Origin of the sequence: Nostoc sp. PA-18-2419 (genome assembly GCF_005869855.1) — a bacterium.
In the GTDB taxonomy this organism is placed as follows: Bacteria; Cyanobacteriota; Cyanobacteriia; order Cyanobacteriales; family Nostocaceae; genus Nostoc.
Map to the genome: position 1 here is coordinate 238,384 of NZ_SZNH01000011.1, position 20,132 is coordinate 258,515.

A 20,132-nucleotide genomic window follows, 5' to 3' on the forward strand; every position below is an offset into this window, starting at 1 on the left:
TAAAAAAACTAAACAGAATGTGGGATTTTAATATTTAAGAAAATTTAAATTTGGATTTTGGCAGCTATCTCGATCTGCTCATTTAAAACTGCACGAATATCTTCTTCTGTAGTTAATGGATTAGCAATCACTGCCCGCATAGCAACTATCGGAGTTTCACTGCCAAACTTGATATCTTTTTTTGTTGTTCGTGAAATAAAAGTATGACCAATTTGACGCTGAGATTTTTGCAAACATTCATTAAAATTATTAATAATTTGATTATCTATATCTGTCAATTGGTTTATACTATGTACTCTTCTAAATCGTTTTGGAATATAGCGATAAGTTAATAGATTAGTATCTGGTTCTGCCAGCAATTCAAATTCGGGCATAGCCGAAATACAAGCAGCCATGTATTGAGTTTTTCGGATTCCTTCATTAATCAAAAACTCATATCCCTTAACACCAATCAGCTTTAAACCGGCGTGTAAAAATAAAGCCATGCCTGGTCGAGAACCTTCTAAAGCACGTTTACCTAAATCAAACGATCCCTTACGCATGGTATAACTAGCCTGTTTTTCGATCGCTCCAGCCAAATGTGGATCGCTAAAAAAGACCATCCCAATACCCATTGGTAGATATAGTTGTTTATGTCCATCAATAGTGACTGAATCGGCTTTTTCTATACCAGCAAGCTTATATCGATATTGCTCAGAAAAAATTAGCGGCCCACCCCAAGCAGCATCTACATGAAAATGAGCATTGGCTTGGTGTGCAATTTCTGCGATATCTATCAGGGAATCAACTCCACCTGAGTCTGTTGTCCCAGCAACTCCCACAATTGCAATAATCAGCAAGTTTTTGGCTTGACAGTTGACAACAGTTTGACGCAGTGCTTGTATATCAACTCGATTATTACGGTCAGCAGGGATTCTGATCAAACTATTCGTACCAATGCCCATTAAATCCGCAGCTTTATCAAAAGAAAAATGCATCAAGTCAGAGCCAATAATTACTGCTCCTTTATAGCCATAGAAATCTAAAGCAGCTGCTAAACCTTCTTTTTCTACACCAAGAAATCCATCTTTGGGGCCTAGTGAAGCATTTCGCGCACACCACACTGCTGTAATATTTGCCACTGTTCCACCAGAAACCAAAATTCCCAGTGTACTCAAATTATTTTGAATATGTTGATTGTAAAAATTATCAGAAAAATTATAAATTTGTCTATGCAACATAGCCAAAGCTTCGCGTTCGCAAAAGCTTAGGGCTTTGGCTGTCTCTATTTTGACGGCGTTTTGGTTCATTGCCGTCATCAATTTAGCCAAAGGGCGTACAAAACTAGGAAGTGCCGAGGTCATGTGACCAATAAATCGTGGCGAAGATGTATGTATTGAATGAGCAACAACATTGTTGCCTATGTATTTGAGATAGCTTTCAAAATTGCTAGGCTGAACGGGAATCTTACTATCAGTAAACTTTTCTAATAGTAACTCTAAATCAATATTAGTATTAGAATCGATAGCGTTTAAAAAATCTTGCGACCAGCTATCAGTTATTTCATCGATTTGTTTTTCGATAGAAATTGCTTGATTGCATGAAGCAAACAATTGCATTACTTGTTCTTCAATTCCATTATCGAATGTTTGCTCAGATTCAAAAAAGGAATTTTTATTTAGCATTTCTTGTTTGCTTGATGTCATATTTGGTTGCAAGATTTTTTACTTTGTTTTTGTAGTCAGAATGTTATGCCTGCTTGACTCTAAAATATTTGATTCTACAGGTCATCAATATTCCAGTATTCGTGTGACACTAAAAATCTTTTTCCTTGATTGCTGCTCGGCGCTCTTTCCTAACTTGTTTTCGCCTTTGTACTGAAGCTGTTCTGTTCTCTGGATGATGAGTAGGTCGGGAAACAGATGTTTCTTCACTCGATTGCTGACTAAAATATTTAACCAGGTTACTGATGGTCGGATATTGAAACATATCAACCAAGGTGAAATCTCGTTGAAATACTTTTTGCAACTTGCTAGTAACTTGAATTAATAGCAATGAATGACCACCAAGTTCAAAGAAATTATCATGAATTCCCACTTTTTCCACCTGAAGTAATTCTTGCCAAATAGATGCAATCACTTTTTCCACTTCGGTCTTCGGCGCTACATAAGATACTTCTAATTCTGGTCTGAAAGTTTCTGGTGCAGGTAATGCATTGCGGTCTATTTTGCCATTGGGTGTTAGAGGTAGGGCGTTGAGGGTTACAAAGGTTGAGGGTACCATGTACTCAGGTAACCTTTCTTTGATAAATGCTCGTAAGTCGCCGATTGAAAAGGTGGGTTTATTTACTATTGTTTCCTCGGTCAACACTTGCGTTTTTGGTGCGGGTGTAATGCCTTGTGGTTGTTGTGTTGGAACAATATAAGCTACTAGGCGTTTGTTTCCTGGTTGCTCCTCTCGGGCGACAACAACAGTTTCCATTACCGCAGGATATTGACTCAAAACAGTTTCTATCTCGTTTAACTCAATGCGATATCCCTGAAATTTTACTTGATGATCTACACGACCGAGAAACTCAATGTTACCGTTTGGTAGATACTGTGCTAAGTCTCCAGTTTTATAGAGTTTGTTGTTTGGGTTTGTGCTAAAAGGATTGGAGATGAAGCGCTCTCGAGTTAACTGTGGTTGGTTCAAGTAACCACGCACCACACCTTTACCGCCAATGTAGAGTTCACCAGGAATCCCAATAGGTACTGGTTGTAAATGGCGATCAAGAATGTAAATTTCTGTGTTGGCAATTGGGCGTCCGATTGGTACTATATTGCTGGTTTCTTTGAGGTTATAGCTTGTAGACCAAATAGTTGTTYCTGTGGGGCCGTACATATTATGAATTTCTGCCGAGAGTTGAGTACGCAACTGTTCTGCTAGAGAAATTGGTAACGCTTCACCACCAAGCATCAATTTACAGAGCGAACCCATTGCACTCAACGTTTTATTATCCTGAATTAGCATTCTTGCTAGAGACGGAGTGCATTGCAGATGTGTGACATTGTGTCTTGCAATTTCAGCAGCTAAGGAATAGTCGGTGTTGCTAGTGTCATTTTTATCTATTTTTTTGTTGCTCAATTCTCTGACTGTATTTAGATGATGTAAACTAGACAACACAGATTCCACATCCACGCCAAAATCAATCAGACATGCAACCTCATCTACCCCTATAGCCTTGAGTCGATTAATCATCTGCAAGCAAGTGCTGGGTGTGCCTAACAAACTACTCGTTTCAAAGTAACGATTGAAAGCGTAATTCAGCAATTGCTCTTGCTCTTGGGCACTAAAGTTATCTACATCAATATCCTCACCTAAACTTTTTGCTAAGTTCTTCCACAAACTCAGAGAACTTTTCAAGTAATCGCAGAAAGGTTGCCGCACCTTTTCTCGCACAATATCAATGTCCTCACCCACAAAGGTGTGAATCATCAGCGTCACCTGACCTGCTCCCACATGACCGTGTTCCTGCCAGGATTGACGATAAATCGCAATTTTTTCCTCTAGTTCCTCTAGATTTTGACCGAGTAAATGGGTAAGCAAGTTAGCACCAATTTCACCCGCTCTATGAAAAGTTTCGGGGCTACCGGCTGCTGTAACCCAAATCGGTACTTGCGGCTGAATCGGTTGGGGATGAATCTTTACTTCTACTTCTTTGCCGCTACCGCCTGGCAGGGTTATTGATTTTCCCCGCCAGAGTTGGCGGACAGTTTCGATGTCACGAAACATGATTTGGAAACGATCGCTATACCTGTCTGGTGCTAAGACAAAATCATCGGCGTGCCAACCAGAAGCAAAGGAGATACCAACTCTGCCTCCAGAAAGGTTATCAACTACAGACCATTCTTCAGCAACTCGAATCGGGTTTTGTAACGGTAAAACAATACTACCAGCACGAATTTGAATTTGCTCTGTAATTGTGGCGATCGCTGCACTGACAACGGAGGGATTTGGGTATAGACCGCCAAATTCATGAAAGTGTCGCTCTGGAGTCCAGATTGCCGCAAAGCCCTGTTTGTCGGCAAACTTAGCACCTTCAAGTAGTAACTGATACTTATTTGTGCCTGCCTGTAGCTCGTCACTAGCAAAATAGAAAAGGCTAAATGCCATTTCTTTATCTGTGATTTGGTCTACTTCAGTCGCAATAGCACGTCTGAAATCACCATTAATTACAACTTCAAAACCGCGTGTCAGTGTCCACAGCAACTCTAACACTGAGATATCAAAGGAAATGCTAGTAACTGCTAACCAAGTACCTGGGCGATCGCTGCCAATTTTATTGTCCATTCCTGTAAAGAAATTGACAACGTTGCCATGACTGACCATTACTCCCTTTGGCTTACCTGTGGAGCCAGAAGTGTAGATTGTATATGCTAAGTTTTCTGGCGAGAAGGTTATTGGAAGATTCTGGTCGCTTGCCATTTGAATTATCTGCCAATCTGTATCGAGGCAAACCACCGATGCACCAGAATTTGGCAGTTTTTCTAGCAATTTTTGTTGAGTTAGCAGCACTGGCACTTGAGCATCTGCCAACATAAAAGTTAGGCGTTCTTGGGGGTATGCTGGGTCTAACGGGACATAAGCACCACCTGCTTTGAGGATAGCTAATAGTCCGATAATCATATCGAGCGATCGCTCTACACAAATCCCGACTAATACATCTGGTTTTACTCCCAATGAACGCAAATAATGTGCTAATTGGTTGGCTTTGGTGTTTAGTTGACCATAAGTTAATTCTTCATCTTCAAACACCACTGCGACTGCATTAGGTGTGCGTTCTACTTGCGCTTCAAATAACTGATGAATGCACTTTTCTTGAGCATACTCAATTTCTGTATCATTCCACTCTTGCAGCAATTGATATTTTTCTTGTGCAGTCAGTAAGGACAAATCTCGAAGTTGTTGTTCGGGATTAGCAACTATACTTTCTAGCAAAGTCTTTAAATGTCCTATTATCCGATTAATCGTCGCACTATCAAAACGACGAGTATCATAGGCAATTGATAGTAATAAATCTGAACCAGGATATACCTGGAGGGTAAGAGGATAATTTGTCTTTTCAAATACCCGAGCTTCACCTATAACCAAGCTTTGAGCTAGCTTTTCACTAGTATCATCTACTAAATAGTTATTAAAAACTAAAAGACTCTCAAATAATGGCAACCCACGAGGGATTTGACTCCATTGTTGAATCTGCATCAGTGGACTATATTCATACTGACGCATTTCTACTTCTTGAATTTGCAGCTTTCTCAACCAAGGTATCAGCAAAGCATCACTATCTACTTCTACTCGTAACGGCAATGTGTTGGCGAAAAGTCCCATCATCGACTCTGCTTCTGCCAATTCCGTAGGCCTGCCCGAAGATGTAGCTCCAAAAACTATATCTGACTCACCGCTATAGCGGCTCAAAAGTATAGCCCAAGCTCCCTTAAGTAGGATATTTAGGGTCAGGTGATACTTTCGCGCCAGGGAATTCAAGGCATCTGTCGTTGTTAGCGAGAGTAGGGTTTGTTGACAATCATGGTTTTCCTCTTCACTAGAGAAAGTACCGCCTTTGTCCATCATTAGTGGTGTCGGTACTGTAAATCCTCTAAGCATCTCGCGCCAGTAAATTTCCGCCTTTGAGATATCTTGCTGCTGTAGCCAAGAAATATATTCTTTAAAGGGACGAGGATATTCGAGATCTAAATCCTCACCTTGACAAAAGGCATTATAGAATTCATAGAATTCTTTCCATAGCCATGTTAAAGACCACCCTTCCATCAATATATGGTGAAAGCTGAAAACAAATTGATAAGTGTTGTCAGCCACCTGAATTAATGTCAGACGGATAAGTGGAACCTCAGAAAGTGTAAAGCCTTGTTTGCGATCTGCTGCTAAAAAAACTTCTAATTGCTTTTCTGTTTCTGCTAAAGACATTTGACGCCAGTCTTGAAAATCCCAAGGCAAATCTACTTGTCGATACACCACTTGATATGGCTTATCAAGATTTTCCCAGTAGAAGGAAGTACGCAAAATCGGATGTCGGTTTAAAACTCGCTGCCAAGCTTTCTCAAAAGCTGGAACATCAATTTGAGTTTTTAAAGAGTAGCAGAACTGCTCAAAATACATTCCCGAATCTGGTGCAACCAGCGTGTGAAAAAGCATACCCTGTTGTAAGGGTGAAAGTTCATATATATCTTCAATATTCTTTTGGTTCATAGAAAATTCCTCCTGTATTACTGACTAATCTGAGCCAGCAGGCTACTCAAATTTTCTTGATTGATGTTTGCTGCCGAAAAGTCTGAAGGAGTATACTCCACTGCATCAAGGGAGCGACAGTAGGCGATTAAAGATTTGAGTACTTCGACAAAACTCTGAGCTAGTTTTTCTATAGTCTGGCGTCGATGCAAATTTGTGCTATAACCAAATTCCAGTCTTAACTGACCTTCTTCATTAACCCATGCAGTTACGCCTAGCAAATGGGGACTAGTTCCTTTAGTACTGTACAACGCTCCAGTGGATTCTTCAGTTGGTCTGAGCATAGAAGCTTGGTCGAAGCTTTTACCAAACTGACCAAGATAGAGAAAAAACACTTCTGCTTGGGGAAGCGATCGCATTTTCTCTATAAGTGTTGTATCCTCACTCAAGTAGCGTAGCATTCCCGGCTCGATGGTTCTACTAGAAATGTCACGAAACTGCTCTTTAACAGTTTTCAATGCATCCCCAAGATTTTCAGCGCCTTCTAAATCCAACAGCACAGGATAAAGAGTAGTCAGCCAACCTACTGTCCGTGATATATCCACATTATCTATAGTAATACTTGCGTCCCGCGGATCTTCTTCAGTATTAAACAGTAGCCATTTTTTGCCTGTCCATTGTTTAAAAGTCTCTACAAGAGCAGTCAATAAAACTTCTTGTGTATTAGTTCGATAGACTCCTAGAACCTCCTGAAGTAATGCCTGAGTTTCAGTTTCAGTTAATCCTACTGAAACAGTTTGGTCTGATGCTACATTGTTAATGCCTCCAGGATAATCTATCGGTAAGGGATAAACTTGGTTGTAACGTTCGCTGAGGCAGGAATTTAACGTTTTGTGCAACTTTTCACAGTTAGCATATTCCTTTAATCGTTGTGACCACTGCTTAAAAGAGGTGGTTTTCTGCGGCAGTTGAATTGCTTGACCTTTGCTAAGCTGTTGATAAGCGGTCTCAAGATCCTCTAGTAAGATTCGCCACGAGCCGAAATCCACTGCCAAGTGGTGGATGATAATCAACAAGCGGTTTGAGGAGTTGACACCCAAATTAAAAAGTACACCCCGGACAATTGGCCCCTCTGACAGGTTTAAGCTAGCTTGTAGTTCCGTGGCGATCGCTTCCATAGAAGATTTTTGCATCTCGGCTGACAATGCCGATAAATCTTTATGTATTAAATTTACTTCTTCCAAACCACTATTCACCTCCTGCCAACCAGATTCAGAGGAGATAAACCGCAGCCGAAGTGCATCGTGATGTATGAATAAATACTGCCATGCCTTTTCTAACAAAGCCGGATCGAGAACTTGCATTACCTCTACAAAGAATGCCATGTTCCAGTGATGCGGTTCTGGTAAATTTTGTTCAAAGAACCAATGCTGGATAGGTGTTAGAGGCAGCAAACCAGTTACTAAGCCTTGCTCTGCTTGGACAACTTGTTTTGTACTTGTTACCTCTGCTAGTTCGGCAATTGTTTGGTGTTCAAACAATTGCTGAGGAGCAAGTCGATAACCTGCTTTAGCGGCTCTCGCACTAACTTGAATACCGAGAACAGAATCTCCTCCTAATTCAAAAAAGTTATCGTGAATGCCTATAAGTTCAATACCCAGGAGTTCTTGCCAGATGTTAGCAATGGTTTGCTCTAACTCGTTTCTCGGAGCAACATAATTACTATCTAAATTAGGTCTTAAATAAAGTGAAGCAGAGCTGGCTTTTTGTGCTTCAGTTTGATTTAATTCAAGTTTAATCCATCTATTGATACTAGTTTGCAAATCTACTGTAGATGTGATTACCTGAGTAAATTTATTTAAAGATAAGGCACGTTTAAAAACCTCAAGGCCTTCTTGTTTTGACATCATCGAATCCCCACCTTTTAGTAAGGTTTTTGATCGTGAGGATTCTTGAATAATCCAATCGCCATAATTAATACTCAGCCACGGGAAAAGGCTTGTTTGGTTATGTTTATGTACAAAAGCATCAGTGAATATGTGCGCTGCTGGATAGGCGGCCATGCCCATAACCCCCAAAACAGATGCTAATGAGGATATGACTACACAAAAATCTAGCTCTTTTCCTTGTAAGATATTTTCTAATACAAATAATCCATAACCTGTAGAACTGAATTGACTTTCACATTCAGTTTTACTTATTTGTTGAACAGTGCTAAATAACTTTATCCCTGCTGCATGGATTACCCCATGAATCTGACCAAAGCGGTTTGATGCTTCAGTCATTACTGTTTGCATTTGTTGGAGATTGGCAACATCGGCGCGGCAAATCAAAACTTCTGCACCCAATGCTTCTAATGCTTGTACTTTCTGAATTTTGCAACTGATATCATCGCTATCATCGTGAGTTGCTAACCATTGAGACCAATCTTGTTTTGCTGGCAGACCAGAACGCCCGGTGAGAATTAGCTTGGTATCGGCTGTTTGGGCGAGATATTCTGCTAGTACTAAGCCAATATCTCCTAGACCACCAACGATTAAGTATACTCCCCCTTCTTTTAGGGGAATTGTTTGCTCATCTGGTTGTTGGAGTTGTGTTGGTTCAAAAGTTTCCACCCAACGATGTTTGCTACGGTAGGCAACCATATTCTCAGATAGCTGATGGGTGAGTTCTGCTGAAAGTTGGTCTATGAGTTGATTTTCTTGGTATGTCCCTGATGGAATTACCACATCAATGTTACGACAGGTAATATGAGGATACTCTTGAGGAATCACCTTACATAGTCCGATGACAGTTGCCTTTTCGGGGCATAAGTTTTCGTCACCGTTTACCTCTTGCACATTGTCACTAACAACTAGAATTTGGATATTATCGGTAACTTTTTGTCTTCCTAAGGCTTGTGCGAGGAAAAGTAAACTATAAAATCCATTATTTTGACATTCTTCAAAGAACTGATGAGCTAATTTTCCCTGGGCGTTGGGGATAAGACTCCAAAAATGGCTAATCACATTTGGGTTTAAATCCAATGCATCAAGTTCTTTGAGCAAAGTATCATAGTCACTACTTGTTTGGGGATTAATTGCGTAACGGCGTCGCCCCAGTTGTGTAAACTGTTCTCCAACAGTCACAGTAATGACATCATGCCCTTGTAATTCCAACTGTTTGGCTATTTCGGAACCTATACCAATTGGATCAATAAATACTAAATGATATAAATTTTGTGCTGGTTTTGCTGTTATCTGTGGAGAGCGTTTCCAGGAGGGGATATAAAACCAGTCGGCAATATTAGTTTTTTTCTGTAATGGCGTTGCCAAATTAACTTCAGGGTTAGCATCAATCCAGTAACGCTGACGTTCAAAAGGATACGTCGGTAAGGGAATGCGGCCGCGTTGTTCCTGAACATAAAAACCAGACCAGTCTACTTTTACCCCAGCCAACCACAGGCGACCCAATGTATTGATTAAAAATGCAACATCTGATTGTTGCTCGTAGGAATGCCGCAGGGAAGGCAATATCACCGATGTTGTTCTATCCTCATTTTCTAGACATTGCAGTGCAAAACTGCTCAATGCCTGACCGGGGCCAACTTCTAATAAAATCGGATTATCTTTTTGTGATAATTGTTGCACTCCCGAAGCAAAGCGTACTGCTTGACAGAGGTGCTGTACCCAATAACTTGCATCTGTTGCTTGGGTTGCTGTAATCCAAGTTCCGGTAACGTTGGATAAATAAGGAATCGTCGGTGGCTTGAGAGTGAATGTTTGAACTAAATTATAAAAGCTAGGTGCGATCGCTTCCATCATTACAGAATGAAAAGCATGAGAACTCTGTAAACGCTTACCAATTAAACCTCTTTCACTCAACCGTCGTTCTACTTCCTCAATAGCATCAGTAGCACCTGCAATCACACACAACGATGAGCCGTTAATTGCAGATAGAGAAATCTTCTCATTCAATAAGGGCTGTATTTCTTCTTCTGAAAGCCCAATTGCCAACATTGCTCCTTCAGGCAACTGTTGAATCATTTGCGCTCTTTTAGCTACCAAGGTTAAGGCATCTTCCAAAGATAAAACTTCTGCTAGAGTTGCTGCAACATATTCACCGATGCTATAGCCAATCATTGCCGTAGGACGAATTCCCCAGGATATCCACAATTGAGCTAAAGCGTATTCAATCACGAACAGAGCTGGTTGGGTATAAACGGTTTGATTGAGTTTTTGCGTGGCTACATCTGCTGGTTGGGTTCCCCGACCGAGCATTTTTCGCAAATCTAGCCCACCAGAGAGAGTATTTGATTTATTTCCATTCTCACTATTTCTATTGGGATACAAGACATCTCGCAAATCTAGACCCAGGTGGGGTTTGAGGAGTTCGCAGCATTGGTCAACACAAGTACGAAATGTTGGCTCAGTTTGATAAAGTTCGAGACCCATATCAACGTAGTGAGTTCCCAGTCCAGAAAACATGAAGGCAACCGGGCGTTCCTGAGTTTTGTGAGTAGTGGTGAGAACTCGTTTGGAATCTTGAAGTGCGTTGATAGCATCTTGAATATCTCGGCAGACAACTGTGCGCCGATGCTCGAAAGCTCTACGCCCAATTTGTAATGTATAAGCTACATCGGCGAGGTTTAAATTGGGATGCTCTTGGAAGTAATTAGCTAGATTTGTAGTAGCCGTTTCCAATGCTGAACTGGTTTTGGCAGATAACATCAACAACTGCCAAGGACGAGAGGAACTGGAAGGTTGAACAATTGGGGCTTCTTCAAGAATTACATGGGCATTGGTTCCCCCTAACCCAAAAGAACTAACTCCTGCACGTCGAGGTGTGCCATCTGTGTGCCATTCTGCAAGTGTAGTATTGACGTAGAAGGGGCTGTTAGCAAAGTCAATTTCTGGATTAGGCTGCTCAAAGTGTAAGCTGGCTGGTATTTGTTTGTGCTTCAGGGCTAAGACGGTCTTGATAAGTCCCGTCACACCAGCCGCAGTATCCAAATGCCCAATATTGGTTTTAACCGAACCAATGGCGCAAAATCCTTTCTTCTGGGTACTAAAGCGAAAAGCTTGTGTCAAGGCGGCAATTTCGATGGGATCGCCTAAAACTGTTGCTGTACCGTGAGCTTCAATATAAGTAATTGTCTCAGGTTCTACTTCGGCTACGATTTGGGCCGTTCTAATTACCTTTGCTTGAGTATCGATGCGGGGTGCTGTGTAGCTTACCTTCAATGAACCATCGTTATTAATTGCCGATCCTTTGATTACAGCATGAATGCGATCGCGATCGTTTAAAGCATCTTCTAATCGCTTCAACACTACAATGCCCACACCCTCACCGCCCACAGACCCTTCGGCCCTAGCATCAAAGGTACGGCAATGTCCGTCAGGAGACGCTATTCCTCCTTCTGTATACATATAGCCAGCTTTTCTTTCTGCATTAATAGCAACGCCACCAGCTAAAGCAATGTCACATTCACCATTGAGCAAGCTCATGATAGCTAAGTGAACAGCAACTAATGAAGTTGAGCAGGCAGTTTGTACTGCGTAACTTGGGCCTTCTAAGTTTAGTTTGTAAGAAACGCGAGTAGTTAAATAATCTTTATTAGCTGCTATTGTCAGTTGTTGAGGATCGATAGAATTTATAATATTTTGATTTAGATAAATATTAAGTAAGTAGCTGCTCAAACTAGAGCCACCATAAACACCAATAGCACCTTTATAAGTTTGCGAATCGTATCCAGCACTTTCCAGAGCCGACCAAGCACACTCTAGAAAAATTCGATGCTGGGGATCGGTAATTTCTGCTTCTCTAGGATTAAAACCAAAGAATGAAGCGTCAAATAATTCTGCGTCTTCTAATATAGCGTGTGCTTTTACATAGTTAGGGTCATTTAATGTAGATGAACTTATGCCTGATGACAACAGTTCTTCGTCTGTGAAAAAAGAGATTGATTCTCTACCTTGTTGGAGATTTTCCCAGAATTTATCAATATTTTTTGCTCCAGGGAAACACCCTGTTAAGCCGATAACTGCTATTTCTGAACCATTCAGAGAATTAGGCATCGCAGCACTCATAAGTTCGCTTAATCCTTAAATCTTTTTAAGATATTTAATTTTTTAAAGGTGGTTTGTTTTTGATATTTACCAGCTTATCTTTTTTTTGTTGATAATATTTATTACACTAAAAGATTTTTCTTTTTGACTTTCTTAAAAAATTAGCTAAATACCTCTACACTAATCCTAAATAAAATATGAAAGCTTCTATTTATTTTTTCGGCGTCTTCATAATACGTTCGCTGTCTGTTCGCATAGCATCTCGTAAAGAAGGCAGTTAGTTAATTACAACTTTGACAGGATTAATGTAGTCAGATATCTAATACATTGTCAGCTTCGACTTTCAAAAGATGCGTAGCACCAAAATTGTCAGGGTTTGCTTTTTTTGAATAACTAAATAGATTACTAAGCTTTTGAGAATCTGTTTTTCAAGAACAAATTGCAACTACCGTTTCTCGTACTACTCAATGCTGCCACAGGACGGAAATTTACACGTCTTTAGATTTGCCTCTTTAACCAATGGTATAGACGATCTAAGCCAGGTTGCTATTGATTAGTTCACTAAACTAAACACAATGATTAGTTTAACCAACTATTGAAACTACCTAAATACTAATGATTTCTTAAGCTAATTTTATCGTTTTAATTGCAACTTTTTTAATTAGCCTAAATTATCATAACGATAATTATTAGCATTAGCAACAGATAAGACATCGTGATTAAGTATCAAAACTTTGAGATTTATCAGTGTTACTTATCAGAAGCTATTTACTATGATATTTAGATCTAAAACGAGCCATTTTCAAGTAATGGTAGTTATTCTCATTTTGTCTTCAAAAACTGATCATAATATAATATTGCGTGCGAATAACCTTTTAAGAAGAGGAGGCGACCACCTAAGAAAGTTTTGGCATTGTTCAATTAAAGTGAAGGTGCTACGCTTCATCGCGATCATATAGAAGCGTAGGATACTAAAAGATTTGCTTAAAACTGCCAGGTAATTGTGCCCTGGATTGTCAGAGGATCGCCAGGTATAATCCGATTCAGGTTTTGTGCAGAAACAAAATAATCAGTGTCAAACAAATTTCTGATATTAATCGCAGCTCGGTAATTGTCCCGCTTATAGTAAATAGCTGCATCTGTGCGGATATAACTAGGTAACTCAACTGTGTTGTTGATGTCGGCTTGTCTATCTCCGTAATAAAAGGCTCCTAGACCGAAACCTAATCCTTTTAAGCTGCCAGATTGAATTTCGTAAGTTGTCCAGAGGTTAAGCGCATGTTTTGGCACATTAGTCAGTTGATTACCTACTGGTAAGTTGTTATCTTCTGTGATTATTGCATCAGTGTAGGCATAGCCACCAATGATATTCCACCCTGGTAAAATTTCCCCAGAAATATCAAATTCAATCCCCCGACTGCGCTGTTCCCCAACTAGAATTGTTAATCGAGGATCATTTGGATCTGAGGTTGGTAGATTTGTGCGAGTCAAATCATAAAATGCCAAGGTTGCAGCTAATCGGTTAGTCAAATCGGCTTTAACCCCGATTTCATACTGCGTTCCTCGTTCTGGTTCCGGTAAACCTGTACCGAATGCAGATGCTCCCAGATCAAATGAACGGCTATAACTGGCGTAGAATGAAAGCGGTTGAATAGGCTGGTAAACAATGCCAACACGGGGGCTAAAAGCTTCTGCTTGCTTGAAGTCGCTTGTTTGATTTAATAAATCTCTAAACTGTGCATTGACAATGTCAAAGCGCCCACCCAAAAGTACTTTTAAGTTGTCTGCTAGGGCGATTTGGTCTTGAAGGTAAAAACCTAATTGTTGCTGCCTACTTTCGTAATTAAAATCTGGAAGGAAATTTTCTGTAACATTTCCATACACAGGATTAAAAAGATCCAGAGTAGTAGTGTCACTGAAAACATCACTGGTAGTAGTGTCAGTTCTGCTCAAGTTAAATCCAGCAACTAGCTCATGCTTGATACCACCTGTTGCCAACTTAGCGACCACGTAATTGTCTAAATTATAAGTATTTTCATCATCTTTAAAATTCTCAATGCCTCTATCTATGGTACGCAAATCGTCTTCTAATCCCAAAGGAGCGAGAATATTTCGTCTTAGGTGATACAAAGAAGTCTGAAAAACGCTCCGCGCTTGCCAATTTTCACTAAAGCGATGTTCAAAGTTATAGCCAATCCGAAATGCACCGTTAGCAGCATTATTCAAATCAGGCTCACTCAGAGAACGATTACGAGGAATTGTGCCATTGGGGTTAGGTAGTATACTTCCCACTGCTGGTATCCCAAAATCATAGGGACCCTGTGTAAGGGAATAACTTGCTTCTAGAGTCAGCTTTGTTCTGTCACTAATTTGCCAGCTTATAGTAGGTGCAATTAGATATTCCTGTTGATTGTAGAAATCAATAAAGCTTTCGGTTGTTCCAGCAGAAGCATTCAGACGATATAATACCGTTTTACTGTCATTCAACGGGCCGGATAAATCAATTGCACTGTTATAAGCATTGTAGTTGCCAGCAGAGGCTTCCACGGAATAGAAAGGATCGCGCAATGGTTGCTTGGTAACTAAGTTGACTTGGCCGCTGAGTCCGCCTTGACCGAATAGAACCGAAGCGGGGCCTTTAAGCACTTCAACCCGCTCAATATTTGAGCCAAACCCGACAAACCCAATTGAACGGTCTTGTACTCCATTGAGCAGAGTCTGTGACAAAGCACTAAAACCCCGAATATTTATGGTATTGAAAGGATCGCGAGGGCTTCGACCTCCTGTGACAACACCTGGCACATTTTTTAATACTTCTGTGAGGCGAGTTGCTTGCTGGTCTTCAATTACCTGTTGCGGCACTACCTGAATCGATTGGGGAATATCGCGCAAGGGTGTGTCAGTTCGGGTGCCCACATTAGCATTAGGTACGCTATAGCCGTCTTGCTCACCTGTTACGACTAATTCAATCGGCTGATCACTCTGTGCGGATGGTGGTGTCTGCGGGGGTGTTTCACTCGCTGGTTTATTTGGTGGCTGCGCCGCCGTTGCAGCAGATACTACCCCAAAAACCAAACCTGTATCATCATCAAATAACTCAACGGTTGGCAACGCTGTGTTACCTGTCACTGTCACTCGGATAGTATTTGCATCAAGATTTGTAACTGTTATCTCAGTAATTTCTGCAAGCGGTTTTTCTGAACGAAATGTAAAAGCATCACCATTTGGTAGACGTAATTGTGAGTTAGGTATATCGGCAATAAAGTTATTTCCAGTACTGCGATTTGTGATTTGCAGTTGCGCGCTTTTGGAAGTCTGTAAAATCACCTCCACACCTTTGTCAGTGGGAGTAGCTTTAACTCCTATAACCTGCACAATTTCTGATGAGGGTGCTGGTGACTGCACTAGCATTTGGGCGTTAGTCTTGGGATGCTCTATCTGAGACAGTTGGCGAATCTCTCTGATTAACTTGGAATTATGAACTACAGATGCAACAGACTTACTTTGTACCTCTTGCTTAGGTATTTCTTGAGCAGTGGCGCTCATTGCACCCCAAAACGAAATAGAACTCACTACAAAGAAAATTTTTGGTAACAGCTTTGGGTTCATTTACTACTCCACACACCCATCAATATCATCTGACTGAAAGAATAATGCCAATTACACAGCAAATAGCTGCTTATTAATTGAGATAAATTACTATCAAGCCGAAAAAATATTTTACAGCTAATCGAGAATTAATTACAAGTATCTATCAGCTTTTATTCACAAAGGGAGTTGAAGAATTCCAAAACAATCTGTGAATATCACGATTGCTTAGCTATATTTATTAGCTAATATACATTAGACCTCTTGCATAAATATTTTTTTATCTCACGCAGAGGCGCAGAAACGCAGAGAAGAGAACGCAAAGAAGGAATTTTGCAAGAGGTCTATTTGTAAAAATCTCAGATGATGAGCATTTTGTCAACAGTTTTACAGGATTAAATTTTTCTGTTGGCAGATGACTTCCAGAAAAAAGTAATAATCCTAGCTTATGTACAGGTAAGTTTTTAGTTGCTTTTGACTAGCCGATTCGATCCATCCTTAAATATTTTCAATAGATTTCATTTTTTGAAGACGCTTTTTCTGTTTAGCTTTACCAGCTTCAATTTTTTCACTGACAATATCTGTTACACCAAAAGATGGGTTTCCATTTTTGACTTGATGAAAATAATCTACTAAAGAGCTTATAGTTGGATATCTAAATAAATCGAGGACAGATAAATCGCTCTTAAATATTCCACGTAACTTGTTATGAACTTGAATTAAAAGCAATGAATGACCACCAAGTTCAAAGAAGTTATCATCAATTCCTATGTTCTCAATATTCAGTATCTCTTGCCAAATATTAGCAATAGTTTTTTCTATCTCGGTTTGGGGTGATTGGTAAACTGCTTCCAAATCGGGACGTGCTGTATCAGGTGTAGGTAGCTCTTTACGGTCAACCTTACCATTAGGAGTCAGGGGTAGTGCTTCTAAGAATACGAAAGCCCCTGGAATCATGTAGCTTGGCAACTTGGATTCTAAAAAGCCTCGCAGTTGATTAATTGCCAGTATTTGCTCCTTTTGTGGAACTAAATAAGCGATTAAACTTTGAGTGTCAGATGGCACAACTACAGTTTCTCTGACTCCTGGGTATTGGCTAATCAGTGCCTCAATTTCTCCCAACTCAATGCGGAAACCACGGACTTTGACTTGCTGGTCAATACGACCCAAATATTCAATGTCTCCATTGGCTAAATATCGACCTAAATCACCAGATTTGTAAAGACGTGCATTTGGCTTACTACTAAAAGGATGGGGAATAAATCTAATAGGTGTTAGTTGTGGTCGATTTAAATAGCCCCGTACCACACCAGCACCACCAATATACATTTCGCCTGGTACACCAATCGGTACTGGCTGTAGATATTTATCTAATAAGTAAACTTGTAAGTCAGCAATCGGACGCCCAATCAAACTTGCGGATCCTAATTGTAAATCTTGCATCGTTAACGGACGATATGTCACATGCACGGTTGTTTCTGTAATGCCGTACATATTAATTAACTGGGGAAACTGGTCRCCATGACGTTCAAACCAAGGTCTTAAACTCTCAAGTTGCAATGCTTCTCCACCGAAAATCACTTTTCGCAGGTTTAATTTACTGATATTTGCCAACGATTCTGCGTGTATCAGTTGTGAAAAAGCTGATGGTGTYTGGTTGAGTATTGTGACTTGCTGTGTCAACAATAATTTGTAGAATTCTTGTGGTGAACGACTTAGCCAGTATGGTACTATTACTAATTTTCCACCATATACCAATGCACCCCAAAGCTCCCAAACCGAGAAATCAAAGGCTATGGAGTGGAATAATGTCCAGACATCATCTTGATTAAAGTTATACCAACATTGAGTTGCTGCTAGTAAACGAACAACATTGCTGTGATTAACTAACACCCCTTTGGGTTGACCTGTTGAGCCGGATGTATAAATGATATAAGCCAAGTTCTCAGTTGTACACTCACTGATTGGGTTTTGTTGGCTAAGCTTTGCTATTGTTTGCCACTCACTATCTAGACAAACTACAAAACCCTGATGTTGGGGCAAATTCTGTTTGAGGTGCTGCTGTGTTAGTAATACTGATATTTGAGCATCTTCTCGGATGAAGCTTAGACGCTGTTGAGGATAGGTAGGGTCTAGTGGTACRTATGCGCCACCTGCTTTGAGGATGGCTAATAGTCCAATCACCATCCAAAGCGATCGCTCTACACATATTCCCACCAATACTTCTGATTTTACACCTAAAGTACGTAGATAATGTGCTAGTTGGTTGGCTCTGGCGTTGAGTTGACCATAGGTTAACTGCTCATCTTCAAAAACCACCGCTACGGCGTCCGGTGTTCTTTCCACTTGCGCTTCAAATAACTCGTGGATGGTTTTTTCTTGGGGATATTCAGTTTGCGTGTTATTCCACTCCATGAACTGGTGTTGTTCAGGTTGTGTTAATAGTGGTAACTCCGAAAGCCGCTGCCGGGGATTTGCAACAATACCTTCAAGCAAGGACTGTAAATGTCCTGCCATCCGGCTGATAGTCCTTTCCTCAAATAAATCGGTATTATACTCCAGAGTGGCAAATAGTCCCTGTGCTGTTTCTGCCATCTCTAAAGTCAAATCAAATTTGGCACTACTACTTTCAATTTCCAGAGAAGTTAAAGTTATACCAGGCAACTTTAAATCCGACATTGGTGCATTTTGAAGCACAAACATTACTTGAAATAGTGGTGCGTGGCTTAAGTCTCGTTGTGGTTGTAGTTCTTCTACCAATAGTTCAAAAGGCAAATCCTGATGTACATAGGCTCCTAATGCCACTTCTCGGACACGATTTAATAGCACCTCAAAGGTAGGATTACCTGCAAAATTAGTTCGTAGTACCAAAGTATTGACAAAAAATCCAATTAACCCTTCGATTTCTGCCCGATTACGGTTAGCGATGGGTGAACCGACCACAATATCTTCACTGCTTGTGTAGCGCCATAACAAAGTCTGGAAAGCTGCCAGCAAGGTCATAAATAAGGTAGCTCCTTGCTGCTGGCTGAATTTATTCAAGGCTATCGATAACTCATCGGATAGCTCAAATGAATAGGTCGCACCCTGGAAAGCCTGAACAGGAAGACGTGGATGATCTGTGGGTAATTCCAGTACTTTTGGTGCCCCTTGTAACTGCTTCAGCCAGTAAGATAGCTGGGATTGTAGCGTCTCTTTTTGTAGCCATTGTCGTTGCCAAGCTGCAAAGTCTACATATTGAACAGGTAGTTCAGCTAGCGGGGAGGGTTGTTGCTCACAGAAGGCTTGATAAAGTGCTACCAACTCACGCACCAACACACCTATCGACCAACCGTCAGAGACAATGTGGTGCATTGTGAATAACACTACATGATCTTGTTCGCTTAGCCGTAGTAGTTTCACCCGCAGCAGCAGGTCATTCTTCAGGTCAAAGGGTTGTTGTGCTTCTGCTAATGCTTGCTGTCTGACTTGAACTTCTCGTTGATTTGCAGGTAATTCACTAATGTCAAATACAGGCAAAGGTACTAGTGTCGCTGATGAAATGATTGCTAGGGGCTGCCCTTCAATTGTTTGAAAGTTAGTTCGCAAGGCTTCATGACGGCAAAGAATTTCATTGAAACTTTGTTGTAGTGCTTTGAGGTTCAATTCGCCTTGTAGCCGAACAGCAGCAGGAATGTTGTAGAAGGAACTCTTTGGATTTAAATTGGCAAGGAACCATAATCGTTGCTGAGCAAAGGATAGGGGTAACTCTTGCAAACATGAAATTCGCTCAATGTCTGGTGTATCAATTCTTAAGCCAATCTTGGTGGCTTTTTCAATCTCTTTAGCCAGCTCGGCTATTGTTGGTTTTTCAAATACATAACGTAAAGGAAGTTCTACCTGAAAAACCTGCCTAATCTGAGAAATTAGACGTGTTGCTAATAGAGAGTGTCCGCCTACTTCAAAGAAATTTTCATGAATACTAATCTTCTCAATAGCAAGAACCTTAACCCAAATAGTAACTAGCATCTCCTCAATTGGTGTGGAAGGAGGTACAAAATATGATTCAGGTATTAGCTGTGTCTGACTTAGCACGGGCAGTGCTTTACGGTCAACCTTACCATTAGGAGTCAGGGGTAGTGCTTCTAAGAATACGAAAGCCCCTGGAATCATGTAGCTTGGCAACTTGGATTCTAAAAAGCCTCGCAGTTGATTAATTGCCAGTATTTGCTCCTTTTGTGGAACTAAATAAGCGATTAAACTTTGAGTGTCAGATGGCACAACTACAGTTTCTCTGACTCCTGGGTATTG

General features: G+C 40.6%; 5 protein-coding genes. All 5 read right to left on the bottom strand.

Annotated elements, in window-relative coordinates:
* Positions 1-44 precede the first annotated feature (44 nt).
* Complete coding sequence (locus FCR06_RS14305; protein ID WP_138500703.1) at positions 45-1,685, bottom strand: aminotransferase class V-fold PLP-dependent enzyme; 1,641 nt, start codon at positions 1,683-1,685, stop codon at positions 45-47.
* A 109-nt stretch (positions 1,686-1,794) separates the two neighbouring features.
* On the bottom strand, positions 1,795-6,228 hold the full coding sequence (locus FCR06_RS14310; RefSeq protein ID WP_138500705.1) for a MupA/Atu3671 family FMN-dependent luciferase-like monooxygenase: 4,434 nt from the start codon (positions 6,226-6,228) through the stop codon (positions 1,795-1,797).
* 17 nt (positions 6,229-6,245) lie between these two features.
* Positions 6,246-12,275, bottom strand: coding sequence for a type I polyketide synthase (locus FCR06_RS14315; RefSeq protein ID WP_138500707.1), 6,030 nt, complete (start codon positions 12,273-12,275; stop codon positions 6,246-6,248).
* A gap of 963 nt (positions 12,276-13,238) precedes the next feature.
* On the bottom strand, positions 13,239-15,863 hold the full coding sequence (locus FCR06_RS14320) for a TonB-dependent siderophore receptor (protein WP_138500709.1): 2,625 nt from the start codon (positions 15,861-15,863) through the stop codon (positions 13,239-13,241).
* A 477-nt stretch (positions 15,864-16,340) separates the two neighbouring features.
* On the bottom strand, positions 16,341-20,132 hold a 3,792-nt coding region (locus tag FCR06_RS14325; protein ID WP_138500711.1), incomplete at its 5' end, for a non-ribosomal peptide synthetase.

What these genes read in the sequence shown, in the direction of transcription:
- FCR06_RS14315 (WP_138500707.1), bottom strand. Translation starts at nt 12,275, where the DNA reads ATGAGTGCTGCGATGCCTAATTCTCTGAATGGTTCAGAAATAGCAGTT.
- FCR06_RS14320 (WP_138500709.1), bottom strand. Translation starts at nt 15,863, where the DNA reads ATGAACCCAAAGCTGTTACCAAAAATTTTCTTTGTAGTGAGTTCTATT.
- FCR06_RS14305 (WP_138500703.1), bottom strand. Translation starts at nt 1,685, where the DNA reads ATGACATCAAGCAAACAAGAAATGCTAAATAAAAATTCCTTTTTTGAA.